Source organism: Maricaulis sp., from assembly GCF_048270095.1.
Taxonomy (GTDB): domain Bacteria; phylum Pseudomonadota; class Alphaproteobacteria; order Caulobacterales; family Maricaulaceae; genus Maricaulis.
The window spans coordinates 1-20675 of record NZ_JBLWTL010000031.1; the positions used below are offsets into that span (position 1 = coordinate 1).

The window sequence follows — 20675 nt, forward strand, 5'->3', positions numbered from 1 at the left end:
GGAGCTTCTCTTCCATCGCGATCGGGACGTTCGGGATGGAAGAGAAGCTCCGCTTCGCCATCCGCGAAGGCGGTCGCACCGTTGGTGCCGGCGTCGTCTCGAAAATCGTCGAATAAATAGCATTCACTGGTTGGAGCGGCGCCATTGTGCGCCGCTCCGGCTTCGCTCTTTTTGAAGTTTAAGAAACGGGATCGGGTTGATGGAACGTCAAAACATCCGCATTCGCCTGAAGGCTTTCGATCATCGGGTATTGGATAGCTCCACCCGGGAGATCGTCTCGACGGCAAAGCGCACAGGCGCGAACGTGCGCGGACCGATTCCGCTGCCGACGCGCATCGAGAAATTCACCGTGCTGCGTTCGCCGCACATCGACAAGAAGTCGCGTGAGCAGTTCGAAATCCGGACCCACAAGCGTCTTCTCGATATCGTTGACCCCACGCCACAAACGGTGGACGCGCTGATGAAGCTCGACCTGTCCGCCGGCGTGGACGTCGAGATCAAGCTGGGAGCCTAGGACCATGCGCCAGGAAGATCGTAGAACCGGTGTGGTTGCCCGCAAGCTCGGCATGACGCGCGTCTTCGCTGAAGACGGTTCGCATGTGCCTTGCACGGTGCTCCATCTGGAAGGTTGCCAGGTTGTGGCCCACAAGACCGTCGACACCGACGGCTATCTGGCCCTGCAGCTCGGCTCCGGCACCGCGAAAGCCAAGCGCACGCCGAAGGCGATGCGCGGCCATTTCGCGAAAGCCAAAGTTGCTCCCAAGCGCAAGCTTGTGGAATTCCGGATCCCCGAGACCGGGGTGATTGAAGTCGGCGCCGAGCTGACCGCCGATCACTTCGTGCCAGGTCAGAAAGTTGACGTGGCCGGGACATCGATTGGTAAGGGTTTTGCAGGGGCGATGAAACGTCACGGCTTTGGTGGTCTTCGGGCTTCCCACGGCGTGTCGGTCTCTCACCGTTCGCACGGCTCGACCGGTCAGTGTCAGGATCCGGGCAAGGTGTTCAAAGGCAAGAAGATGGCCGGCCATATGGGTGCCGTGCGTGTGACGACCCAGAATATCGAAGTTGTTCGCGTCGACACTGATCGCGGCCTGGTACTTGTCAAAGGTGCAGTCCCCGGTTCTGCCGGTGGCTGGGTTGAGTTGCGGGATGCCATCAAGGGACACGGCGCTGCCGATCTGCCCCTTCCTGGGATGTTCCGTACGCTCGACGCAATCAACGCTCCGGCGGCCGATCCGGCTCCGGTAGCCGTTGATGGCGAAGAAGGAACGGAAGCATGAAGTTCGAGGTAAAGACCCTCGCGGCGAAAAATGCCGGTGCCATCGAGCTTGACGATGCCGTTTTCGGTATCGATGAAGTTCGCGCCGACCTTTTGCAGCGTGTCGTCAAGTGGCAGCTCGCCGCTCGGCAACAAGGAACGCACAAGACCAAGGGCCGTTCCGAAATCGCCCGCACCAAGAAGCGGTTTGGCAAGCAAAAGGGCGGCGGTACGGCACGTCACGGCGCTCGCTCTGCTCCGCAATTCGTCGGTGGCGGCAAGGCACACGGACCTCGCGTTCGCAGCCATGCCCACGATCTGACGAAGAAGTTGCGCTCGCTGGCCCTGTGCCATGCGCTGTCGTCCAAGGCCGGTTCGCAATCGCTCATCATTCTCGATGATGCGGTGCTGAGCGCGCCAAAGACCAAGGATTTGCGCCTCTCCTTCGCTGGTCTCGGCCTGTCGAATGTGCTGATCATCGACGGTGAAGCCGTCAATGAGAATTTCGCCCTCGCGGCTCGCAACCTGCCTTGCGTCGATGTTCTGCCTGTCCAGGGTCTGAATGTTTACGACGTGCTGCGCCGCGATACGCTGGTATTGACCAAGTCGGCCGTGGAGAAAATCCACGAACGCTTTAGCGCGAAGGAGGCTTGAACATGTCAGCTGCTGCGCGCCATTACGACACCATCCTGGGTCCAGTGATCACGGAAAAGTCCACCCTGCTGTCGGAAGACGGCAAGGTTGTCTTCTTCGTCCCGCTGAGCGCCAACAAGAAGGAGATCGCCGAGGCGGTCGAAGAGCTCTTCAAGGTGAAAGTGACGGCCGTGAACACCATTCGTATTCACGGTAAAACGAAGCGCTTCCGCGGTATCAGCGGTCGGCGCAATGACCAGAAAAAAGCGGTTGTGACCCTCGCCGAGGGCCACTCGATCGATGTGACGACGGGGCTCTAAGATGGCTTTGAGAACATTCAAACCAACGTCTCCGGGCCGTCGCGCTCTCGTGCTTGTGGATCGTTCCGCACTGCACAAGGGCCGTCCGGAAAAATCCCTTGTTGAGGGCCTGTCGAAGCACGGCGGCCGTAACAATATGGGGCGGATCACTGCACGCCGTATCGGTGGTGGTGCCAAGCGTCTGTACCGTCTTGTCGACTTCAAGCGTCGCAAGTGGGACATGCCGGCTACGGTCGAACGCCTGGAATACGATCCGAACCGGACTGCCTTCATCGCGCTGATCCAGTACGAAGATGGCGAGAAATCCTATATCCTGGCGCCACAGCGCCTGGCTGAAGGCGATGTCATCATCGCAGCCGCCAAGGTCGATGTGAAACCGGGCAATGCGATGCCGCTCAAATCGGTTCCGGTTGGCACGATCCTGCACAATGTCGAGCTGAAGCCTGAAAAAGGTGGTCAGGTCGCCCGTTCCGCTGGCGCCTATGTCCAGCTGGTCGGTCGCGATAATGGCTATGCCCAGATCCGTCTGGCGTCCGGCGAGCTTCGCATGGTCTCTGACAAATGCATGGCAACGGTCGGTGCGGTCTCCAACCAGGACCACTCCAACATCAATCTCGGCAAGGCCGGTCGCAAGCGCCACATGGGCAAGCGTCCGTCGGTCCGCGGTGTTGTCATGAACCCGGTCGATCACCCGCACGGCGGCGGCGAAGGCCGCACCTCAGGTGGTCGCCATCCGGTGACCCCGTGGGGCAAGCCGACCAAGGGTGCCAAAACACGCAAGAACAAGTCTACGGACAAGTTCATCATCCGCTCGCGTCACGAACGCAAGAAGCGATAGGGAGCCGACGATGCCTCGTTCTGTCTGGAAAGGTCCGTTCGTCGACGGCTATCTGCTGAAAAAAGCGGAAAAGTCGCACGAAGGCGGACGCAAGCAAGCGATCAAGACCTGGTCGCGCCGTTCCACCATCATGCCACAATTTGTGGGCCTGACATTCCAGGTTCACAACGGCAACAAGTTCGTGCCTGTGCTCGTGTCGGAAGACATGGTCGGTCACAAGCTTGGTGAATTTTCACCGACCCGGACCTATTACGGTCACGCGGCCGACAAAAAAGCGAAGCGGAGATAAGAGATGGGAAAATCAGCTAATCCCCGCCGCGTCGCCGATAATGAAGCGCGGGCAAAATTGCGGACGATCCGTACGAGCGGCCAGAAGCTCAACCTCGTTGCTGCGATGATCCGCGGCAAAAAGGTCGAGCGCGCCCTCGCGGATCTGGAATTCTCGCGCAAGCGGATTTCGCTCGAGGTCAAGAAGACCCTCGAGTCTGCGGTTGCCAACGCCGAAAACAATCACGGCCTCGACATCGATTCACTGATCGTTGCCGAAGCCTTCGTCGGCAAGAACCTTGTGATGAAGCGTTTCCGGGCCCGTGCCCGGGGCCGCGGCGCCAAGATCCTGAAACCATTCTCCGAGCTCACCATCGTGGTTCGTGAAGTTGAGGAGGCCGCCTGATGGGTCAGAAAGTAAATCCGATCGGTCTGCGCCTTGGCATCAACCGTACCTGGGATTCCCGCTGGTACGCGTCGGCTGGCGAATATGCCAAGCTGCTGCACGAAGACCTCGCGATCCGCAAAGTGCTGAAAGAGCGCCTCAAGGCCGCCAGCATTTCCAAGATCGTGATCGAGCGTCCGCACAAGAAGTGCCGGGTCACTGTTCACACGGCGCGTCCGGGTGTGGTGATCGGCAAGAAGGGCTCCGATATCGAAGTCCTGCGCCGCGAACTCTCGAAAATGGTTGATGGTGAAGTCTTCCTGAACCTGGTTGAAGTTCGCAAGCCCGAGATCGATGCCACGCTCGTCGCGGAATCGATCGCTCAGCAGCTCGAGCGCCGTGTGGCTTTCCGCCGCGCGATGAAGCGTTCACTGCAGTCGGCGATGCGTATGGGTGCCAAGGGCTGCAAGGTCGTTTGTGGTGGCCGTCTCGGCGGTGCCGAAATCGCCCGGACCGAACAGTATAATGAAGGCTCCGTGCCGCTCCACACGCTGCGTGCGGATATCGATTATGGGACCGCCTCCGCCAAGACCGCGATGGGTATCATCGGGATCAAGGTCTGGATCAATAAGGGCGAGATCATGGAACACGACCCGATGGCCCAGGAGCGCCGGCTCCAGGAGTCGGGTGAGCAGCGCGCCCGTTCGGGCCGCCAGGCTGCGTAAGGAAATCGGGTCATGCTGCAACCGAAACGTACAAAATTCCGCAAAGCCCATAAGGGTCGGATCAAGGGTGTTGCCAAAGGCGGCTTCACGCTGAATTTCGGATCTTACGGTCTTAAGGCGCTTGAGCCTGAACGCGTTACTGCGCGTCAGATTGAAGCGACCCGCCGCGCCATCACCCGTCACATGAAACGGGCAGGGCGCGTGTGGATCCGTATCTTCCCGGACGTGCCGGTTTCCAAGAAGCCGACTGAAGTCCGGATGGGTAAAGGTAAGGGCACGCCAGAATTCTGGGCGTGTCGTGTGAAACCGGGCCGTATCATGTTCGAAATCGACGGTGTTCCGGACGATATCGCACGTGAGGCTCTGTCGCTCGGCGCTGCAAAGCTGCCGATCAAGACGAAAATCGTCGCCCGGATGGGCGAGTAAGGGAGAGCGGAACGATGAAACCCGTTGACGTTCGCGCCATGACCGAAGATCAGCTGAAGGATAATATCCTGAAGCTGAAAAAGGAGCAGTTCAATCTGCGCTTCCAGGCGGCCACCGGCCAGCTGGAAAACACGGCTCGTTTTACCCAGGTTCGCCGCGACATCGCGCGTCTCCGGACCATTCAAAGCGAGCGCAAGTCGCAGCAAGAGCAAGGGAGCTAAGCGATGCCGAAGCGTATCCTGCAAGGCGTCGTGGTGAGCGATAAAGGTACCAAAACCGTTGTGGTTCGGGTGGAGCGGACATTCCTGCACCCCCTGCTTCGCAAGACGGTTCGCCGTACCAAGCGTTATCACGCGCATGACGAGCAATCCGCATTCAAGGTCGGGGACATGATCCAGATCCAGGAATGCGCACCCAAGTCGAAACTTAAGCGGTGGGAGGTAGTTCCGGCTCAAGCCTAGGCTTGGACTGGATAACGCCATCTCATAAGGAGGATCTGCGATGATCCAGATGCAGACAAATCTGGACGTGGCCGACAATTCCGGCGCACGTCGTGTGCAATGCATCAAGGTGCTCGGCGGCGCGAAGCGTCGTTATGCCCACGTCGGCGACATTATTGTCGTGTCCGTCAAGGAAGCCATTCCACGCGGCCGCGTGAAAAAAGGCGATGTCCGTAAAGCGGTCGTCGTTCGCGTCCGGAAGGATATCAAGCGCAAGGACGGCACCGTCATTCGCTTTGATTCGAATTCGGCTGTCCTGATCAACAATAATAACGAGCCGCTCGGCACTCGTATCTTCGGACCGGTTCCGCGCGAATTGCGCGCCAAGAACCACATGAAGATCATCTCGCTGGCTCCGGAGGTGCTGTAATGGCTGCCAAGATCAAGAAGGGCGACAAGGTCGTCATTCTCGCTGGCCGTGACAAGGGCAAGACCGGCGAAGTCATGAAAGTGATTCCTGCTGAAGACCGGATGATCGTTGCCGGCGTGAATGTGGTCAAACGCCACACACGCGCAACGCAAGCCGATCCGGGCGGGATCAAGGAAAAAGAAGCCACGATCCACAAATCAAATGTGGCTCTGGCTGATCCGAAGACTGGTGAGCCGACCCGTGTCGGTTTCAAGACGCTTGATGACGGCCGCAAGGTTCGTTTCGCCAAGAGTTCGGGTGAGGTGATCGATGTCTGATTCTTACACACCACGCCTTCGCACCAAGTATCGCGACGAAATTCGCGAGAAGCTGAAGGAAAAATTCGGCTATGCCAACGTCATGCAGATCCCGCGCCTGGACAAGGTCGTGATCAATATGGGCGTTGGTGAAGCAGCCCAGGACTCCAAGAAGATCAAGGGCGCGCTCGAAGACCTCCAGGCGATCTCCGGCCAGAAGCCGGTCCAGACCGTCGCGAAGAATTCGATCGCTGGCTTCAAGCTGCGCGAAGAACAGGTGATCGGGGCCAAAGTGACCCTGCGCCAGGATCGCATGTATGAATTCCTCGACCGACTGATTACGATTGCCCTGCCACGCGTCCGCGATTTCCGCGGCCTCAACGGCAAGAGCTTCGACGGCCGCGGCAATTACGCGATGGGCTTGAAAGAGCATATCGTTTTCCCTGAGATCGACTATGACAAGGTCGAGAAGATCCGGGGTATGGACATTGTGGTGTGCACCACCGCAAATTCGGATGAAGAAGCGAAGGCTTTGTTGGCCGAGTTCGATTTTCCGTTTTCGAACTAACGCAACAAGGGCGCAGGCCGATCGGGCCTGCACGCAGGAGGAATTAAATGGCGAAAAAATCCGCAGTGGAGCGCAATCGCAAGCGCGAGCTCTTGGTCAAGCGTTACGCGGCCAAGCGCGAGCAGCTCAAGTCGATTGCCCGTAATAAGGACCTGCCGGTTGAGGAGCGCTTTGCCGCTCAGCTCAAACTGGCAAGCCTGCCGCGGAATTCCGCGGTCTCGCGCGTGCGCAACCGTTGCCTGGTTTCGGGCCGGCCGCGCGCTTTCTATCGCAAGTTCCGCATGTCGCGTATCGCGATGCGTGATCTGGCCAGCCAGGGCTTGGTGCCCGGCATGGTCAAGTCAAGCTGGTAAGGGAGAGCGAGCATGGTGAATGATCCTCTCGGCGATATGTTGACCCGTATCCGTAATGCGCTGATGCGCAACAAGCGGACCGTCAGCACGCCAGCATCGGCCTTGCGCCGCCGGGTTCTCGAAGTTCTGAAGACTGAAGGCTATATCCGCGATTATGCGGAAGTCGAACATTCTTCGGGCCAAAAAGAACTCGAAATCGAGCTGAAATATTACGAAGGTGACTCGGTGATCCAGCACATCAAGCGGATCTCAAAGCCAGGTCGTCGCGTTTATTCCGGCGTCAAAGATATCGCCCTTGTCCAGAATGGCCTCGGCATCGCTATCCTCTCCACGCCCCAGGGCGTGATGTCGGATACGAGCGCCCGTGAAGCCAATGTGGGCGGGGAAATTCTCTGCCACGTAAGCTAAGGGAGCGAACCCATGTCACGTATCGGTAAACTCCCCGTCGCGATCCCGGCCGGCGTCACTTCGACGCTCACCGAGAGCGGCCTGACCGTCAAGGGACCCAAGGGCGAATTGTCCATGGTGTTCGTTCCTGAGGTGTCGGTCACCCAGGAAGAAGACGGCTTCAAGGTCACACCTCGCGATATGACCAAGCGCGCCCGCTCCATGTGGGGTCTGCAGCGCGCTCTGGTGGCAAACCTGGTTCAGGGTGTCACCACGGGTTACGAGAAGAATCTCGAGCTTGTCGGCGTCGGTTATCGCGCTTCCATGCAGGGCAATTCCGTGAAGCTGGCCCTCGGCCTGTCGCACGATGTTGTCTACGATCCGCCTGCTGGCGTTACGATTTCCTCTACGAAGCCCACCGAGATCAAGATCGAAGGTGCGGACAAGCAGAGAGTGGGCCAGGTGGCCGCTGAAATCCGTCGCTTCCGTCCGCCTGAGCCCTATAAGGGCAAGGGTATCAAATATGCTGGCGAATACATTCGCCGCAAAGAAGGCAAGAAGAAGTAGGGCGAGCGATGAAAAACCAACGCGAAAAATCAGTCCGTCGCGCCCAGCGCACGCGGACCCGTCTGCGGAAATTCGCCAATGGGCGTTTGCGCCTGTCCGTCTTCCGTTCTTCGAAGAATATCTACGCGCAGATCATCGACGACACCAACGGCGTCACAGTCGCCGCGGCGTGTTCGCTCGAGGAAGCCGCCAAGAAGGAGCACCCGAAAGGGGGCGACGTCACGGCTGCTGGCATCGTGGGTAAAATGATCGCTGAACGCGCCGTCAAGGCTGGCGTGAAAGAGGTCGTCTTCGATCGTGGCGGGAATATGTTTCACGGGCGTGTCAAAGCGCTTGCAGAGGCGGCCCGCGAGGGCGGCCTGAGCTTTTAAGGGAGCGGACGCATGGCTCATCCAAACGAGCAGCAGCGCGATCGTGGTGATCGGGGTCGCGGACGCGGTCGCGGTCGTGAACAAGAGCGCGAAGACGAATTCGTCGACAAGCTGGTTCACATCAATCGTGTTGCCAAGACGGTCAAGGGCGGCCGTAACTTCCAGTTCGCCGCGCTTGTCGTCGTCGGTGACAAGAAGGGCCGCGTTGGCTTCGGCCAGGGCAAGGCCCGCGAAGTTCCTGAAGCCATTCGCAAGGCCACTGATGAAGCCAAGAAGAGCTTGATCCGTGTGCCACTGCGCGAGGGCCGGACCCTGCACCATGACGGCAAGGGCCGTCACGGCGCCGGCAAGGTTGTTCTGCGCGCTGCGCCTCCAGGTACTGGCGTCATCGCCGGTGGCCCGATGCGCGCCGTGCTTGAAACCCTCGGGATTCACGACGTTGTTGCCAAATCGGTTGGCACGTCCAACCCGTACAACATGATCCGCGCCACATTCGACGCGCTGAAATCGCAGGCGAGCCCACGCTCGGTTGCGGCGAAGCGTGGCCTGAAGGTTGGTGATGTGGTGAACCGCCGCGATGATGGCGCGTCCTCACCCGAAGCGATCGAAGCGTAAGGATCGCTGTCATGGCCAAGAAGACACTCAAAGTACGCCAGACCCGGAGTCCTATCCGTCGTCCGGCAGATCAACGCGCAACCCTGGTTGGCCTCGGTCTCAACAAGATCGGCCGCGAGCGCGTCCTGGAAGATACACCGTCTGTCCGTGGCATGATCGCCAAGGTCAGCCATATGGTGGAAATCGTCGAAGAGTAGGTCCCTTGCGGGATACCGCTCTTTCGAATGGAGAATGACATGCGTCTCAATGAATTGCGCGACAATGATGGCTCGACCAAAAACCGCTTTCGGGTTGGTCGTGGTATCGGCTCTGGCAAGGGCAAGACCGGCGGCCGCGGCGTAAAAGGTCAGAAGTCACGCTCCGGCGTGGCCATCAAGGGCTTTGAGGGTGGCCAGATGCCACTCCACATGCGTCTGCCAAAGCGCGGCTTCAACAAGCCGAACCGCAAGGCCTGGGCCGAGATCAATCTCGGCCGGATCCAGAAGGCAATCGATGCCGGGCAGATCGATGCGAAAAAGCCGATCGATACCGCCGTCCTGCGCGCTGCCGGACTGGTTCGTCGTGAGCTTGACGGCATCCGCCTCCTTGCAAAGGGCGAACTGAAGACCAAGGTTGAGATCACCGTAGCCGGTGCTTCCAAGCCAGCCATCGAGGCTGTCGAAAAAGCCGGCGGTAAAGTCAATCTGCCCGCGGCAGCGTCCGCGGAATAAGCGGTCAAGCGTCGGCCGCGAGGGGAATAGCTAATGGCTTCAGCTGCCGAACAGCTTGCTGCAAACATGAATTTCAGCTCCTTCGCCAAGGCGAAGGAGCTGCAGCAGCGTATCCTGTTCACCATCATCATTCTGGTCGTTTACCGTCTCGGAACCTGGGTTCCGATCCCGGGTATCGACATGGTCCAGTATGCGCGGGTGTTCGAACAGAATTCGCAGGGTATCCTGAGCATGTTCAACGTGCTGGGCGGCGGTGCCGTCGAGCGCATGGCGATTTTCGCCCTGAATGTGATGCCCTATATCTCCGCATCAATCATCATGCAGCTGATGTCCGCGACCATTCCCAGCCTTGAAAAGCTGAAGAAGGAAGGTGGCGAAGCCGGCCGCAAGCAGATCAACCAGTATTCCCGCTACCTGACCGTCGTGCTGGCCACCGGTCAGGCGCTGGCGATCGCCATGGGCATGAATGCGGTCAATGCTGACGGTCTCAGCATGGCGCTGAACCCGGGACCTTTCTTCATTATTTCAACCGTGGTCACTCTGGTCGGCGGCACGATGCTGCTGCTCTGGCTCGGTGAGCAGATTACATCGCGCGGCGTCGGCAATGGCGTGTCGCTGATCATTTTCGCCGGCATCATCGCCGCTGTCCCGGGCATGCTGGGTAATGCTCTCAGCCTGAGCGCCAGTGGCGGCATGGACGCCAGTGTCTTCTTTGGCGGCATTTTGATGATCGTCGCCGGTCTGGTCCTGGTCGTCTTCATCGAGCGCTCACAGCGCCGGCTGCTGGTTCAATACCCCAAGCGCCAGCAGGGCAACCGGATGGTCGGCGGTGATTCGTCCTTCCTGCCGCTGAAGCTCAATACCGCCGGCGTTATTCCGCCTATTTTTGCCTCTTCACTGCTCTTGCTGCCGGCGACCGCTGCGGGCTTCCAGTCGCAGTCAGGACCGGAATGGCTGCAGACCGCAGTCGCCTATCTGGGCGCCGGTTCGCCGCTCTTCCTGGCGCTCTATGCGGCCCTGATTATCTTCTTCTGCTTCTTCTACACCTCCGTGGTGTTCAATCCGGAAGAGACTGCTGACAATCTGCGTAAATATGGTGGCTTCCTGCCGGGCATTCGCCCTGGTCAACGCACCACTGAATATCTCGACTATGTGCTGTCGCGTCTGACCTTGATCGGGGCGCTCTATCTGACCCTGATCTGTCTGGTGCCGATGATGATGAGCACGAATGCGGGTCTCGGCGGTACGTCGATCCTGATTGTGGTCTCGGTGTCGATGGACACGATTTCGCAGATCCAGTCGCATCTGCTGGCGCACCAGTATGAAGGCCTGATCAAGAAGTCGAAGCTGCGGGGCCGCAAGCGATGAATGTCATCCTGTTCGGACCTCCAGGCTGCGGCAAGGGCACACAGTCCAAGCGGCTCGTCGCCGAGCGAGGCTGGGTGCAGTTGTCGACCGGTGACATGCTGCGCGCTGCGAAGGCAGCCGGGAGCGAACTGGGTAAGCGGGTTGCAGCGATCATGGATGCGGGCGATCTGGTGTCCGACGCGATCGTGATCGAACTGATCGAGGAAAGACTGCCTGAGGCGGAAGCTGCTGGCGGTGCGATTTTTGACGGCTTTCCACGCACTGTGGCGCAGGCAGAGGCGCTCGATGCGGCGCTCGCCCGCCGTGGCAGCAAAGTGGATTGCGTGATTCGCCTTATGGTGGATGACAAGGAACTTGTGGCCCGCATGGAAAAACGTGCGGCCGAAGAAGGACGTGCAGACGATAATATTGAAGCGTTCAAAGTGCGCCTCAAGAACTACCAGGACCAAACGGCGCAACTAATCCCGTTTTATGCCGCTCAAGGCAAAATGCGGGAAGTGCCAGGAATGGGCTCTGTGGACGATGTAGCTGCAGGAATATCTGCTGCTTTGTCCGTGAACTGAACCAACCCTGTTGCAACCCCATTGACGGGGGGGCAATGCTGACTGTAGATAGCGCCCTTCGCGAGACGGGCGAGCTCATGTGGCGACCGAAAGGTTGTCCATTGGTTCGCTCGCGCACGGCGTTCTGATTTTGGGAGATGGATTGTGGCCCGTATTGCCGGCGTCAATATTCCGACGAATAAGCGCGTGGAAATCGCGCTGAGCTATATCCACGGCATTGGTCCGGCCAAGGCGAAGGAGATCTGCGAGCAGGTTTCCATTGCGTCTGAGCGCCGCGTCAATCAGCTGACGGATGCAGAAGTCCTTCAAATCCGCGAAGTGATCGATCGTGATCACCAAGTGGAAGGGGATCTGCGCCGTGAGGTTGCCGTGAATATCAAGCGCCTCATGGACCTGGGTAACTACCGTGGCTTGCGCCACCGTCGTGGCCTTCCGGTTCGTGGTCAACGCACTCACACCAATGCGCGTACGCGCAAGGGTCCCGCCAAGCCTATTGCTGGCAAGAAGAAGTAGGGCCTAGATTATGGCTAAGGAACAGGGCCGCGTTAAGCGGCGCGAACGCAAAAACATCACATCGGGCGTTGCCCATGTGAGCGCGAGCTTCAACAACACCATGGTGACCATCACCGATGCGCAGGGAAATGCTATTTCCTGGTCGTCGGCTGGCCACATGGGCTTCAAGGGGTCGCGTAAATCGACTCCCTATGCAGCCCAGATGGCGGCTGAGGATGCTGGCAAGAAAGCCATGGAACACGGCATGAAGACCATCGAGGTGAAAGTCTCGGGTCCAGGGTCGGGTCGTGAGTCGGCTCTGCGTGCCTTGCAGTCGGTCGGTTTCACCATCACGACCATCCAGGACGTCACGCCGATTCCACACAATGGCTGCCGTCCGCCGAAACGCCGCCGCGTCTAGTACGTGTTTGTGCAATTCGGATATTGAACGCGCCGTCGGGATCTCCCGCGCGGCTGATGAAGGGGCAGTAAGAACGTGATCGAAAAGAACTGGCAAGAACTCATCCGCCCGATGAAGCCGGAAATCGAACCGGGTCATAACCCGGCTCGACATGCCAAGATCATTGCCGAGCCGCTGGAACGCGGCTTTGGCATGACGCTCGGCAATTCGCTGCGTCGTGTGCTGCTGTCTTCGCTTCAGGGCGCAGCGGTGACCAACGTCCATATCGATGGTGTGGTGCACGAGTTCTCGTCGATCGACGGTGTTCGTGAAGACGTCACCGATATCGTGCTCAACATCAAGCAGATCGCCTTGCACATGCATGGCGAGGGACCGAAGCGCGTTGTTCTGCGCAAGACCGGCCCTGGCGTGGTGACGGCCGGCGATATCGAAGAGACGGCTGATATCGAGATCGTCAACAAGGACCTCGTCCTTTGCACGCTCGATGTTGGTGCTGAAATCCGTATGGAATTCACCGTCAATACCGGCAAGGGCTATGTGCCTTCCGACCGCAACCGTCCGGAAGATGCACCGATCGGCCTGATTGGCGTCGACGCCCTGTTCAGCCCGGTCAAGCGTGTGTCCTACCGCGTCGAGAATACGCGTGAAGGCCAGGTGCTCGATTATGACAAGCTGATTCTTGAAGTCGAAACCGATGGCACTGTGTCACCGGAAGATGCCGTCGCCTATTCGGCGCGCATCCTGCAGGACCAGTTCCAGATCTTCATCAACTTTGAAGAAGCTGTGGAAGCGCGTCCGGCCGAAGATGACAAGCCTGAGCTCGACTTCAACCCGGCGCTCCTGCGCAAGGTGGACGAGCTTGAACTGTCGGTGCGTTCGGCAAATTGCCTGAAGAACGACAACATCGTCTACATCGGTGACCTGATCCAGAAATCGGAGGCGGAAATGCTCCGCACGCCGAATTTTGGCCGCAAGTCACTTAATGAGATCAAGGAAGTTCTCGCCCAGATGGGTCTGCATCTTGGCATGGAAGCGCCGAACTGGCCGCCGGAGAACATCGAAGATCTCGCCAAACGTTTCGAGGACCACGTCTAGCAAGGCAGCCGAGAGGCTCCCGACTGGACCTGAGGAGATCAAGCCATGCGTCACGGCATCGCACATCGCAAGCTCAACCGCACGCACTCGCATCGCAAAGCCATGCTCGCCAATATGGCGTCATCGCTGATCGAGCACGAGCAAATCATCACGACCCTTCCAAAGGCGAAGGAGCTGGCTCCGTTCATGGACAAGCTCATCTCGCTGGCGAAGCGTGGCGATATCCATGGCCGCCGTCAGGCGATGTCCAAGGTTCGCAACGAGGACCAGGTCAAGAAGCTGTTCGACACACTCGGCGGCCGTTACACCGAGCGCAGCGGCGGTTACACCCGCGTGCTCAAGGCCGGTTATCGCCATGGCGATAACGCGCCAATGGCTGTTATCGAGCTGGTCGATCGCGACACCGCCGCAAAGGGCGCTGTTGATCGCGCTCGCGCCGAAGCCGCGAACGACATGACTGACGAGTAAGATTGTCGTCATCAAAATATCAGATCAAGGCGGTTAGCTCAGGCTAGCCGCCTTTTTCATGCCGAAAATCAGGGTTATATGAGCATCATGATCAAACATCTGCTTCTTGCCTCCATCCTGTTTGCCGCGCCCGTGGCCGCGCAGGATGTCGACCTTGCCGCCGCACAGGACCGGATCGTTCCCGAGAGCCGCGTCGAGATGCAGCTCTCCTTTGCGCCCATCGTGCGCGAGGTCGCGCCCGCTGTGGTGAATGTATTCTCCCGCCGTGTGGTGAATAATCAGAACCGGTTCGCCAATGACCCGGTCTTCTCGCGCATGTTCCGGTCGCAGCCCCGCGAGCAAAACTCGCTCGGTTCCGGGGTGATTGTCGATCAGTCCGGCGTCATCGTGACCAATTACCATGTCGTCGCTGATGCCACTGAATTACGCGTTGTGCTCGCGGACCGGCGCGAATTCGAAGCCACGGTGCTGCTGACCGATGAGGCGACCGATTTGGCCGTGCTCAAGATCGAGACCGACGAACCTCTGCCTATGCTGCCCTTCAACATGACCGATGACCCGGAAGTCGGGGATCTGGTGCTGGCGATCGGCAATCCCTTTGGCGTTGGCCAGACGGTGACCAGCGGCATCGTCTCGGCGCTGGCCCGTACCGATGTCGGCCAGACCGATTTTGCCTCCTTTATCCAGACCGATGCAGCGATCAATCCGGGCAATTCCGGCGGCGCGCTGGTGGATATGCGTGGCCAGTTGATCGGCGTGAATTCCATGATTTTTTCGCGCTCGGGCGGTTCAAACGGGATTGGTTTCGCGATTCCGGTCGAGATGGTCCGGCGCGTGGTCGACACGGCCCTCAGCGAAGGCGAGTTGATCCGGCCCTGGCTGGGCGCACGCCTGCAACCCGTGACCGGCGATATCGCCTCGAGCTTCGGCATGGTCCGGCCGCGCGGGGCGCTGGTCAGTGAGGTCTATCCGCGGGCCGCTGCCGATGATGGCGGACTGCGCCAGGGCGATATCGTTCTGGCTGTCGACGGCCATGAAATCAGCAATGATGCCGGGGCCCGTTTCCGGCTCGCCATCCGCGGCGCCGGCGAGGCGGCCCGCTTCACGGTCCTGCGCGGTGAGGATGAACTGGAACTGGACGTGCCTGTATTGCCGGCACCCGGGGCGACCACGCCCGATCCCCTGCCGGTTGAGGGGCGCAATCCATTGTCCGGCGTTCGCCTGGTCCAGCTATCCCCGGCCTTCAATGAAACCGTTGGGCTGGATCCCTTCCTGGATGGTGTCGTGGTGATGAATGTCCAGCGCCGCTCGGTGGCAGCGCGCTATGGTTTCCGACCCGGCGACCGTCTGGTCTCGCTGATGGGGCAGCCCATCGAGACCCTGGACGATGCCGCCAGCATTGCCACCCGCTTCGATGGTGAGCGTGAGTGGCCGATCGTGCTTGACCGCCGCGGTCAGCGCTACCAGCCGACCCTGCGGCTCTACTAGCCCGCCTCAGCGCCCGGCACGGTCTGCGAGACTTGCAACCCGGTCCGGGCGCTCTAGCTTGGCACCATGTCGAGTCTGTTTGAAGCCGCCGGTCTGGAGACCGAAGCGCCGCGCCCGCTGGCGGATCGTTTGCGTCCGCGTGTGCTCGACGAGGTCGTCGGTCAGGATCATCTGCTCAAGGGTGATGGGCCGATTGCCCGGATGCGCGTCCAGGGCCGCCTGGCTTCGCTGATCCTGTGGGGACCGCCCGGGGTCGGCAAAACCACGATTGCGCGCCTGCTGGCCGAGGATAGCGGGCTTGAGTTCGAACCGCTCTCGGCGGTCTTCTCCGGTGTCGCCGATCTCAAGAAAGTCTTCGAGCGGGCGAGGGCCCGCCGCGCGGCCGGTCGCGGCACGCTGCTGTTTGTCGACGAAATCCATCGCTTCAATCGCGCGCAGCAGGATGGTTTCCTGCCGGTGGTGGAAGAGGGGGTTGTCACCCTCGTCGGGGCGACGACTGAAAACCCGTCCTTCGAGCTTAATGCGGCCCTGCTGTCGCGCTGCCAGGTGCTGGTCCTCAAGCGGCTTGATGACGCCGCGCTGGATGATCTGATCGCCCGGGCCGAGGAAGAAATGGGGCGCCCGCTGCCGCTCGACGATGATGCCCGCCATGCGCTCGCCGCGATGGCCGATGGCGACGGGCGTTACCTGCTCAACCTGGTCGAGGAGGTCTTCACCTTCCAGCGTGAGACGCCGATCGACCGCATTGAGCTGGGCCGTCTGCTCAACAAGCGCGCGCCGGTCTATGACAAGTCACGGGATGAGCATTTCAATCTGATCTCCGCCCTGCACAAATCGGTCCGCGGATCCGACCCTGATGCGGCGCTCTACTGGCTGGCGCGGATGATCGAGGGCGGCGAGGATCCGCTCTACCTGGCGCGGCGCATTGTGCGCATGGCGATTGAGGATATCGGCCTGGCCGACAGTGCCGCGATCCATGCGGCCCTGGCGGCCAAGGACACATATCAATTCCTCGGCAGTCCCGAGGGCGATCTGGCCCTGGCCCAGGCCGTGGTGCATCTGGCCTGTTCGCCCAAATCCAACGCCGTCTACACGGCCTGGAAACGGGCGCAGAAATCAGCCAAGGAGACCGGCTCGCTCATGCCGCCCGCCCATATCCTCAACGCCCCGACATCAATGATGAAGGACCAGGGCTATGGTGCCGGCTATCAGTATGACCACGACGTCGAGGGCGGCGTGTCCGGTCAGGACTATTTCCCCGAGGGCATGCGTGATCGCCCGGTTTTCTACGAGCCGAAGGATGCCGGCCGCGAAGCCGCGATCGGCGAGCGTCTGGCACGCTGGCGGGGCCTGCGGCAGGGCAAGGGGCCGATCAGCCGGTAAGGGCTGCAGCTTGCCATAGCACGCCTCCCCGGATTAGCGTTGCGCAATCATCCTGGGGAGGACAACATGAAACTCTACAAAATCCATCTCGTGCTGGGCCTGGTCTGGCTGCTGATTGGCATGACACTGGGCCAGGTCATGGGCGAAAGCGGCGACCACGGCCAATTGCCTACCCATGCCCACATCATGCTGGTTGGCGGGGTATTGTCGCTAGCCTGGGGGTTGCTCCTGCGCGTGCTGAACCTGCCCGCCAGGCTGATAGCGGGCCTCCAGGCGCTGACTCACCATCTCGGCAGCCTGTGCATGGTTCTGGCTCTTTACGTGCTCTATGGCGGCATGGGTGAGCCGGCGACCGTCGGCGTGTTCATCGGTCTGGGCGGTGTTGCCGTGATGTTGTCGGTTCTGCTGATGCTGATGCTGGTTATTCGGGCGAAGGACTGACCGCTTCGCAGCTCTCGCCTTCCTCGGCGATCAGCGCCGCCCAGGCATCTTCCATCGCCGACAGGCCAAGCGCCGCCCGGCGGTCGTCGAGCTCCGCGGGTCTGCGCAGGCGCGCCGGTTCGCGCCGGCCGTCGACACAGGCGGCTATCGTGCCGTAAATCTGGCGGTCATTCTGGCTCATCGCCAGGGCGTCGGCCATTTGCGCAAAGGCCTGCGCGTCATAGCGGCCCGCCATTGCGACCGGTTCGAGCGCGGCGACGATGCGGGCGCCGCCAGCCTCGTCACGCCCGGCCCAGCGCAGGAGATCGGCGGCGAGCCGCGGATGTTCCAGCTCGAATGCGGCGAAGCGCTCCGGGGCAAGCTGGGCGAGGGCCCATTGCGTATTGGCCGTCTCGACGTCAGCGATCGTATCGCGGGTTTCGCGCAGGATTTCACCGCTGGCGCCCTCATCGAGATCGGAGCGGGTGATAACCGGCAACAGCAATTCAGCCAGATAGCGTTCGCGGGCCTTGCGCCCGGCCAGCTCGGCGATCAGGTCGGCCCAAGCGGCATATTGGGCATCGAAGCGGGCAATCAGCGTGGCGGCATCAGTGGGTGGTGGTGCGGGTGTGGTGACTGTCTCGGCGGCTGGTACCGAGGCGTCGCCCGTCGGGGCGGGCAGCTCGGTGGTCTGCAGGACAAGCGTGGCGGCGATGGCGGTGATGAGGAGCATGGCGCTGGGACCTTGAAAGCGATGGTTGCCAGTCTAGATCCTATACGCGCGCTGCCAAGCCTGCGGTGGCATCGACTTGCGTCCAGAAAAAACAAAAGCGGGAATCAGGTCAGTGCCTGGTCCCGCTTTTTGTCTGCGTAGTCATCATTGCCGGGACCGCGAGATGCGGTCCCGTCGACGTGGGTCTTCTAGGCGATTGTGCCGCCGAGAGCGACAGCCATGGCGCCGAACGCGCCAGCGAGGAAGAGGACGTTGATGACAGCGTTGAGCGTGCTGGTGAAGCGGTTCATGATATAAATTCCATTTGTTCTTGGTGCGCCGGGCCCTCCCGGTTCACGCCTTTGTAAATAGGCGGTTAGGCATGTTTCGCAACCTCTGTTACGCCAATACGGCTATGCAAAAATGCATGTTAAGAAAAGTTTAGTATGAATTTTTATGGGGGCGCAGGAGCGGTTTTGCCCCGCATTGAGGGAGGAATCCGCGCGCGGCCAGACTGGCCGGGCCAGCCGGCGAGCCGGGTCGAGGGCCATGCCTCGCGCGGCCGGACCTTGCCAATGCGGCCCGCACAGCCTATCGAGCCGCGATGCAAAGCCTTCTTCTCATCGGAACCGGCGGGGCGCTGGGTGCGATCTCCCGGCATCTGGTTGGACGCGCAGCGCTGAAATGGCTCGGGCCGGATCAGCCCTGGGGCACTTTGGCGGTGAATATCGCCGGTGGCTTGATGATGGGCCTGCTGATCGGCTGGCTGGTGGCGACAGATCGCGGTGATCACCACATGCTGCGGACATTCGGTGCGGTCGGCTTTCTGGGCGGCTTCACCACATTCTCGGCCTATTCGCTCGATATCGCGCTGATGATCGAACGCAAGGCCTGGCTCAATGCCTTTGCCTATGCGGCAGGCTCGGTAATTCTGGCGCTGGCAGCGCTGATGATTGGCATGATGATCATGCGGAAAGTTTATCCATGAGTGGCGTTCAATTACTGACGGTCGACCAGGGCGAGGACGGCGCACGGCTGGATCGCTGGTTCAAGCGCCGTTTTCCGCATATCGGCCAGGGCCTGATCCAGAAACTGTGCCGCAAGGGCGATATCCGCGTCGATGGCCGCCGCGCCAAGACGGATCTGCGTGTCGAGATGGGGATGGAAATCCGCATCCCGCCTCTGCCCGAGCCCGGCGAGGTCGAGAAGATCGATGTCCTCACCCCGGAGGAGATCCATTATGTGCGCGGCCTGGTCATCTATGAGGATGACGAGCTGATTGCCTTCAACAAGCCGTCTGGTCTGGCTGTGCAGGGTGGTTCGAAAACCACCAAGCATCTCGACCGCCTGCTCGACGCTTTCGGCGAGGGCATGACGCGCCCGCGTCTGGTGCACCGGCTCGACAAGGACACGTCCGGCGTTCTCGTCGTCGGCCGCACGCCCAAGGCTGCGGCGCGTCTCGCCAAAGCTTTCCAGCAGCATCGCACCAAAAAGACCTATTGGGCGATTGCCATTGGCGTTCCCAAACCGCGCATGGGCGAAATCAAGGGCTTTCTCAAGAAGGCCGCCGGCGCGGGCGGCGATCCGGACCGTGAATTGATGGTCGGCGCTTCGCATGGCGATCCCGGCTCGCACCACGCCCTGACGCGCTACACCGTCATTGCCGATGCCGGCCAGAAAGCCAGCTGGGTCGCCCTGCGCCCGGTCACCGGCCGTACCCACCAGCTGCGCGTCCATCTCGCTGCCATGGGCACCGCCATTCTCGGCGACCGCAAATACACCTGCGACCGCCCGGCGCCGGAAGATCTCGGCCAGCGTCTATGCCTGCACGCGCGCCGGCTCGAAATTCCGCGTGATAATGGCAATCCACTGATCATCGAGGCGGACCTGCCCAAACCACTGGCGAAAGTCTTCGATACGCTCGGCTTCAATCCGCGCGAGATCGACGAGTCGGATATCGAGGCTCAGCTGGCCTGATGCCGGATCTGAAACTCGCCATCTGGGATATTGACGGTACGCTTGTCGATAGCCGCGTCGTGATCCAGCAAGCCATGGAGCGTGCTTTCAAGCGTGCCGGACTGGGCGAGATTGCCTATGAGCGCACCCGCACCATTGTCGGGCTGGAGCTGACCGAGGCTGTCATGCGTCTGGCACCGGTGGATTATCCCGCCGAGCGCGTGCCGGAACTGGCGAGTTTCTACAAACAGGCCTTCGTGGAAATGCGCACCGAGCCGGGCTTTTCCGAACCGCTGTATGACGGGGCCCGCGAGACGCTGGAGAAGCTGCGCGATGAGGGCTGGCTGCTCGGCGTTGCCACCGGCAAGCCGCGGCGCGGGCTTGATGCCGTGTTCGAGCATCACGGGCTGCACCGCTATTTCGACACCTTCCAGACCGTCGATCATGGTCCCGGAAAGCCGCATCCGCGCATGGTGCTCGACGCCATGACCGAGACCGGGACGGAAGCCGGCCAGGCCGTCATGATCGGTGATACCGGTTTTGACATGGCGATGGGTCGCAATGCCGGCGTGCATACGCTGGGCGTCTCCTGGGGCTTCCACACCGCTGACGAGATCAATGAGGGCGGTGCTCACGAATTGCATCATGATTTCGAGACCTTGAACCAGGCGCTCGACGCCTTCGCGGTCCGGGCCTAGCCGCCGGTCCGCCCGATCCGCC

Annotated in this window: 35 protein-coding genes; 34 read left to right on the forward strand and 1 reads right to left on the reverse strand. The window is 60.6% G+C overall.

The window, feature by feature from the left end; genetic code table 11:
- From ACN0YJ_RS13330 to ACN0YJ_RS13480, 31 genes are all read left to right on the forward strand, one after another.
- On the forward strand, nucleotides 1–116 hold a 116-nt coding region (locus ACN0YJ_RS13330), incomplete at its 5' end, for a hypothetical protein (protein WP_417496512.1).
- 83 nt (nucleotides 117–199) lie between these two features.
- The gene (gene rpsJ, locus ACN0YJ_RS13335; protein ID WP_091770311.1) at nucleotides 200–514 is read left to right on the forward strand and encodes a 30S ribosomal protein S10; all 315 of its coding nucleotides are present in this window, start codon (nucleotides 200–202) and stop codon (nucleotides 512–514) included.
- A gap of 4 nt (nucleotides 515–518) precedes the next feature.
- On the forward strand, nucleotides 519–1280 hold the full coding sequence (gene rplC, locus ACN0YJ_RS13340; protein ID WP_417496494.1) for a 50S ribosomal protein L3: 762 nt from the start codon (nucleotides 519–521) through the stop codon (nucleotides 1278–1280).
- Nucleotides 1277–1912 carry a 50S ribosomal protein L4 gene (gene rplD, locus ACN0YJ_RS13345; RefSeq protein WP_417496495.1) on the forward strand — a complete coding sequence of 212 codons (636 nt, stop codon included), beginning with the start codon at nucleotides 1277–1279 and terminating at the stop codon, nucleotides 1910–1912. Before rplC ends, rplD begins: the two co-directional genes overlap by 4 nt.
- 2 nt (nucleotides 1913–1914) lie before the next feature.
- Nucleotides 1915–2211: a 50S ribosomal protein L23 gene (locus ACN0YJ_RS13350; RefSeq protein WP_091770305.1), complete on the forward strand. Its 297-nt coding sequence runs from the start codon at nucleotides 1915–1917 to the stop codon at nucleotides 2209–2211.
- A gap of 1 nt (nucleotide 2212) precedes the next feature.
- The gene (gene rplB / locus ACN0YJ_RS13355; protein ID WP_091770303.1) at nucleotides 2213–3049 is read left to right on the forward strand and encodes a 50S ribosomal protein L2; all 837 of its coding nucleotides are present in this window, start codon (nucleotides 2213–2215) and stop codon (nucleotides 3047–3049) included.
- Nucleotides 3050–3059: 10 nt separating this feature from the next.
- Nucleotides 3060–3338 carry a 30S ribosomal protein S19 gene (gene rpsS, locus ACN0YJ_RS13360; protein ID WP_091770301.1) on the forward strand — a complete coding sequence of 93 codons (279 nt, stop codon included), beginning with the start codon at nucleotides 3060–3062 and terminating at the stop codon, nucleotides 3336–3338.
- Nucleotides 3339–3341: 3 nt separating this feature from the next.
- The gene (rplV, locus tag ACN0YJ_RS13365) at nucleotides 3342–3722 is read left to right on the forward strand and encodes a 50S ribosomal protein L22 (RefSeq protein ID WP_339740759.1); all 381 of its coding nucleotides are present in this window, start codon (nucleotides 3342–3344) and stop codon (nucleotides 3720–3722) included.
- Nucleotides 3722–4426 carry a 30S ribosomal protein S3 gene (gene rpsC / locus ACN0YJ_RS13370; protein WP_091770296.1) on the forward strand — a complete coding sequence of 235 codons (705 nt, stop codon included), beginning with the start codon at nucleotides 3722–3724 and terminating at the stop codon, nucleotides 4424–4426. Before rplV ends, rpsC begins: the two co-directional genes overlap by 1 nt.
- 12 nt (nucleotides 4427–4438) lie before the next feature.
- Nucleotides 4439–4852 (forward strand): 50S ribosomal protein L16, encoded by a 414-nt coding sequence (gene rplP / locus ACN0YJ_RS13375; protein ID WP_417496496.1) that lies wholly within the window; start codon nucleotides 4439–4441, stop codon nucleotides 4850–4852.
- A 14-nt stretch (nucleotides 4853–4866) separates the two neighbouring features.
- Complete coding sequence (gene rpmC / locus ACN0YJ_RS13380; RefSeq protein WP_091770292.1) at nucleotides 4867–5073, forward strand: 50S ribosomal protein L29; 207 nt, start codon at nucleotides 4867–4869, stop codon at nucleotides 5071–5073.
- Between the two features lie 3 nt (nucleotides 5074–5076).
- Nucleotides 5077–5313, forward strand: coding sequence for a 30S ribosomal protein S17 (gene rpsQ / locus ACN0YJ_RS13385; RefSeq protein ID WP_091770290.1), 237 nt, complete (start codon nucleotides 5077–5079; stop codon nucleotides 5311–5313).
- Between the two features lie 40 nt (nucleotides 5314–5353).
- Nucleotides 5354–5722 (forward strand): 50S ribosomal protein L14, encoded by a 369-nt coding sequence (gene rplN / locus ACN0YJ_RS13390; RefSeq protein ID WP_339740751.1) that lies wholly within the window; start codon nucleotides 5354–5356, stop codon nucleotides 5720–5722.
- On the forward strand, nucleotides 5722–6039 hold the full coding sequence (rplX, locus tag ACN0YJ_RS13395; RefSeq protein WP_091770285.1) for a 50S ribosomal protein L24: 318 nt from the start codon (nucleotides 5722–5724) through the stop codon (nucleotides 6037–6039). Before rplN ends, rplX begins: the two co-directional genes overlap by 1 nt.
- Nucleotides 6032–6586, forward strand: a complete 555-nt coding sequence (gene rplE / locus ACN0YJ_RS13400; RefSeq protein WP_091770283.1) for a 50S ribosomal protein L5 — start codon at nucleotides 6032–6034, stop codon at nucleotides 6584–6586. The genes rplX and rplE overlap by 8 nt, the downstream gene beginning before the upstream one ends.
- Nucleotides 6587–6633: 47 nt before the next feature.
- Nucleotides 6634–6939, forward strand: coding sequence for a 30S ribosomal protein S14 (gene rpsN / locus ACN0YJ_RS13405; RefSeq protein ID WP_417496497.1), 306 nt, complete (start codon nucleotides 6634–6636; stop codon nucleotides 6937–6939).
- A 12-nt stretch (nucleotides 6940–6951) separates the two neighbouring features.
- Complete coding sequence (rpsH, locus tag ACN0YJ_RS13410) at nucleotides 6952–7347, forward strand: 30S ribosomal protein S8 (RefSeq protein WP_091770278.1); 396 nt, start codon at nucleotides 6952–6954, stop codon at nucleotides 7345–7347.
- 12 nt (nucleotides 7348–7359) lie between these two features.
- Nucleotides 7360–7893, forward strand: a complete 534-nt coding sequence (gene rplF, locus ACN0YJ_RS13415; protein WP_417496498.1) for a 50S ribosomal protein L6 — start codon at nucleotides 7360–7362, stop codon at nucleotides 7891–7893.
- Between the two features lie 8 nt (nucleotides 7894–7901).
- Complete coding sequence (rplR, locus tag ACN0YJ_RS13420) at nucleotides 7902–8264, forward strand: 50S ribosomal protein L18 (protein WP_091770273.1); 363 nt, start codon at nucleotides 7902–7904, stop codon at nucleotides 8262–8264.
- Nucleotides 8265–8276: 12 nt separating this feature from the next.
- Nucleotides 8277–8879 carry a 30S ribosomal protein S5 gene (rpsE, locus tag ACN0YJ_RS13425; protein WP_091770271.1) on the forward strand — a complete coding sequence of 201 codons (603 nt, stop codon included), beginning with the start codon at nucleotides 8277–8279 and terminating at the stop codon, nucleotides 8877–8879.
- A gap of 11 nt (nucleotides 8880–8890) precedes the next feature.
- Complete coding sequence (rpmD, locus tag ACN0YJ_RS13430; protein ID WP_339740735.1) at nucleotides 8891–9076, forward strand: 50S ribosomal protein L30; 186 nt, start codon at nucleotides 8891–8893, stop codon at nucleotides 9074–9076.
- Between the two features lie 39 nt (nucleotides 9077–9115).
- Entirely contained in the window at nucleotides 9116–9589 is a 474-nt protein-coding gene (gene rplO / locus ACN0YJ_RS13435; protein ID WP_417496499.1) for a 50S ribosomal protein L15, read from the forward strand.
- A gap of 33 nt (nucleotides 9590–9622) precedes the next feature.
- A complete protein-coding gene (gene secY / locus ACN0YJ_RS13440) occupies nucleotides 9623–10957 on the forward strand; it encodes a preprotein translocase subunit SecY (protein WP_417496500.1) in 1335 nt (444 codons plus the stop codon).
- Nucleotides 10954–11520 carry an adenylate kinase gene (locus tag ACN0YJ_RS13445; RefSeq protein WP_417496501.1) on the forward strand — a complete coding sequence of 189 codons (567 nt, stop codon included), beginning with the start codon at nucleotides 10954–10956 and terminating at the stop codon, nucleotides 11518–11520. The genes secY and ACN0YJ_RS13445 overlap by 4 nt, the downstream gene beginning before the upstream one ends.
- A 144-nt stretch (nucleotides 11521–11664) precedes the next feature.
- Nucleotides 11665–12033 carry a 30S ribosomal protein S13 gene (gene rpsM / locus ACN0YJ_RS13450; RefSeq protein WP_091770261.1) on the forward strand — a complete coding sequence of 123 codons (369 nt, stop codon included), beginning with the start codon at nucleotides 11665–11667 and terminating at the stop codon, nucleotides 12031–12033.
- A 10-nt stretch (nucleotides 12034–12043) separates the two neighbouring features.
- Nucleotides 12044–12433, forward strand: coding sequence for a 30S ribosomal protein S11 (rpsK, locus tag ACN0YJ_RS13455; protein ID WP_091770259.1), 390 nt, complete (start codon nucleotides 12044–12046; stop codon nucleotides 12431–12433).
- Between the two features lie 75 nt (nucleotides 12434–12508).
- Entirely contained in the window at nucleotides 12509–13528 is a 1020-nt protein-coding gene (locus ACN0YJ_RS13460) for a DNA-directed RNA polymerase subunit alpha (RefSeq protein WP_417496502.1), read from the forward strand.
- A 45-nt stretch (nucleotides 13529–13573) separates the two neighbouring features.
- The gene (rplQ, locus tag ACN0YJ_RS13465; RefSeq protein ID WP_339740722.1) at nucleotides 13574–13996 is read left to right on the forward strand and encodes a 50S ribosomal protein L17; all 423 of its coding nucleotides are present in this window, start codon (nucleotides 13574–13576) and stop codon (nucleotides 13994–13996) included.
- A gap of 87 nt (nucleotides 13997–14083) precedes the next feature.
- A complete protein-coding gene (locus ACN0YJ_RS13470) occupies nucleotides 14084–15484 on the forward strand; it encodes a Do family serine endopeptidase (RefSeq protein WP_417496503.1) in 1401 nt (466 codons plus the stop codon).
- Nucleotides 15485–15550: 66 nt separating this feature from the next.
- Nucleotides 15551–16867 carry a replication-associated recombination protein A gene (locus ACN0YJ_RS13475; RefSeq protein ID WP_417496504.1) on the forward strand — a complete coding sequence of 439 codons (1317 nt, stop codon included), beginning with the start codon at nucleotides 15551–15553 and terminating at the stop codon, nucleotides 16865–16867.
- Nucleotides 16868–16933: 66 nt separating this feature from the next.
- A complete protein-coding gene (locus ACN0YJ_RS13480; protein ID WP_417478488.1) occupies nucleotides 16934–17308 on the forward strand; it encodes a hypothetical protein in 375 nt (124 codons plus the stop codon).
- Here the strand turns inward: ACN0YJ_RS13480 and ACN0YJ_RS13485 are convergent.
- A complete protein-coding gene (locus tag ACN0YJ_RS13485; protein ID WP_417496505.1) occupies nucleotides 17289–18020 on the reverse strand; it encodes a hypothetical protein in 732 nt (243 codons plus the stop codon). The genes ACN0YJ_RS13480 and ACN0YJ_RS13485 overlap by 20 nt on opposite strands.
- 583 nt (nucleotides 18021–18603) lie before the next feature.
- Here ACN0YJ_RS13485 and crcB point away from each other — a divergent pair.
- From crcB to ACN0YJ_RS13500, 3 genes are read left to right on the forward strand one after another with little or no spacing between them, the layout of a single operon-like run.
- Nucleotides 18604–18987, forward strand: coding sequence for a fluoride efflux transporter CrcB (gene crcB / locus ACN0YJ_RS13490; protein ID WP_417478486.1), 384 nt, complete (start codon nucleotides 18604–18606; stop codon nucleotides 18985–18987).
- Entirely contained in the window at nucleotides 18984–19976 is a 993-nt protein-coding gene (locus ACN0YJ_RS13495) for an RluA family pseudouridine synthase (protein WP_417496506.1), read from the forward strand. The genes crcB and ACN0YJ_RS13495 overlap by 4 nt, the downstream gene beginning before the upstream one ends.
- Nucleotides 19976–20653 carry an HAD-IA family hydrolase gene (locus ACN0YJ_RS13500; RefSeq protein WP_417496507.1) on the forward strand — a complete coding sequence of 226 codons (678 nt, stop codon included), beginning with the start codon at nucleotides 19976–19978 and terminating at the stop codon, nucleotides 20651–20653. The genes ACN0YJ_RS13495 and ACN0YJ_RS13500 overlap by 1 nt, the downstream gene beginning before the upstream one ends.
- The last annotated feature ends 22 nt before the right edge of the window (nucleotides 20654–20675 follow it).

Coding starts and splice junctions, on each gene's coding strand:
- rpsN (WP_417496497.1), top strand. CDS start 6,634: ATGGCGAAAAAATCCGCAGTGGAGCGCAATCGCAAGCGCGAGCTCTTG.
- rpsC (WP_091770296.1), top strand. CDS start 3,722: ATGGGTCAGAAAGTAAATCCGATCGGTCTGCGCCTTGGCATCAACCGT.
- ACN0YJ_RS13500 (WP_417496507.1), top strand. CDS start 19,976: ATGCCGGATCTGAAACTCGCCATCTGGGATATTGACGGTACGCTTGTC.
- rplQ (WP_339740722.1), top strand. CDS start 13,574: ATGCGTCACGGCATCGCACATCGCAAGCTCAACCGCACGCACTCGCAT.
- ACN0YJ_RS13445 (WP_417496501.1), top strand. CDS start 10,954: ATGAATGTCATCCTGTTCGGACCTCCAGGCTGCGGCAAGGGCACACAG.
- rplX (WP_091770285.1), top strand. CDS start 5,722: ATGGCTGCCAAGATCAAGAAGGGCGACAAGGTCGTCATTCTCGCTGGC.
- rplP (WP_417496496.1), top strand. CDS start 4,439: ATGCTGCAACCGAAACGTACAAAATTCCGCAAAGCCCATAAGGGTCGG.
- ACN0YJ_RS13350 (WP_091770305.1), top strand. CDS start 1,915: ATGTCAGCTGCTGCGCGCCATTACGACACCATCCTGGGTCCAGTGATC.
- ACN0YJ_RS13485 (WP_417496505.1), bottom strand. CDS start 18,020: ATGCTCCTCATCACCGCCATCGCCGCCACGCTTGTCCTGCAGACCACC.
- rplN (WP_339740751.1), top strand. CDS start 5,354: ATGATCCAGATGCAGACAAATCTGGACGTGGCCGACAATTCCGGCGCA.
- rplO (WP_417496499.1), top strand. CDS start 9,116: ATGCGTCTCAATGAATTGCGCGACAATGATGGCTCGACCAAAAACCGC.
- rpsJ (WP_091770311.1), top strand. CDS start 200: ATGGAACGTCAAAACATCCGCATTCGCCTGAAGGCTTTCGATCATCGG.
- secY (WP_417496500.1), top strand. CDS start 9,623: ATGGCTTCAGCTGCCGAACAGCTTGCTGCAAACATGAATTTCAGCTCC.
- rpsK (WP_091770259.1), top strand. CDS start 12,044: ATGGCTAAGGAACAGGGCCGCGTTAAGCGGCGCGAACGCAAAAACATC.
- ACN0YJ_RS13475 (WP_417496504.1), top strand. CDS start 15,551: ATGTCGAGTCTGTTTGAAGCCGCCGGTCTGGAGACCGAAGCGCCGCGC.
- rplF (WP_417496498.1), top strand. CDS start 7,360: ATGTCACGTATCGGTAAACTCCCCGTCGCGATCCCGGCCGGCGTCACT.
- rplB (WP_091770303.1), top strand. CDS start 2,213: ATGGCTTTGAGAACATTCAAACCAACGTCTCCGGGCCGTCGCGCTCTC.
- rplD (WP_417496495.1), top strand. CDS start 1,277: ATGAAGTTCGAGGTAAAGACCCTCGCGGCGAAAAATGCCGGTGCCATC.
- ACN0YJ_RS13495 (WP_417496506.1), top strand. CDS start 18,984: ATGAGTGGCGTTCAATTACTGACGGTCGACCAGGGCGAGGACGGCGCA.
- rplV (WP_339740759.1), top strand. CDS start 3,342: ATGGGAAAATCAGCTAATCCCCGCCGCGTCGCCGATAATGAAGCGCGG.
- rpsQ (WP_091770290.1), top strand. CDS start 5,077: ATGCCGAAGCGTATCCTGCAAGGCGTCGTGGTGAGCGATAAAGGTACC.
- crcB (WP_417478486.1), top strand. CDS start 18,604: ATGCAAAGCCTTCTTCTCATCGGAACCGGCGGGGCGCTGGGTGCGATC.
- rpmD (WP_339740735.1), top strand. CDS start 8,891: ATGGCCAAGAAGACACTCAAAGTACGCCAGACCCGGAGTCCTATCCGT.
- rpsS (WP_091770301.1), top strand. CDS start 3,060: ATGCCTCGTTCTGTCTGGAAAGGTCCGTTCGTCGACGGCTATCTGCTG.
- ACN0YJ_RS13480 (WP_417478488.1), top strand. CDS start 16,934: ATGAAACTCTACAAAATCCATCTCGTGCTGGGCCTGGTCTGGCTGCTG.
- rpsH (WP_091770278.1), top strand. CDS start 6,952: ATGGTGAATGATCCTCTCGGCGATATGTTGACCCGTATCCGTAATGCG.
- ACN0YJ_RS13470 (WP_417496503.1), top strand. CDS start 14,084: ATGATCAAACATCTGCTTCTTGCCTCCATCCTGTTTGCCGCGCCCGTG.
- rpmC (WP_091770292.1), top strand. CDS start 4,867: ATGAAACCCGTTGACGTTCGCGCCATGACCGAAGATCAGCTGAAGGAT.
- rpsE (WP_091770271.1), top strand. CDS start 8,277: ATGGCTCATCCAAACGAGCAGCAGCGCGATCGTGGTGATCGGGGTCGC.
- rplC (WP_417496494.1), top strand. CDS start 519: ATGCGCCAGGAAGATCGTAGAACCGGTGTGGTTGCCCGCAAGCTCGGC.
- rplE (WP_091770283.1), top strand. CDS start 6,032: ATGTCTGATTCTTACACACCACGCCTTCGCACCAAGTATCGCGACGAA.
- rplR (WP_091770273.1), top strand. CDS start 7,902: ATGAAAAACCAACGCGAAAAATCAGTCCGTCGCGCCCAGCGCACGCGG.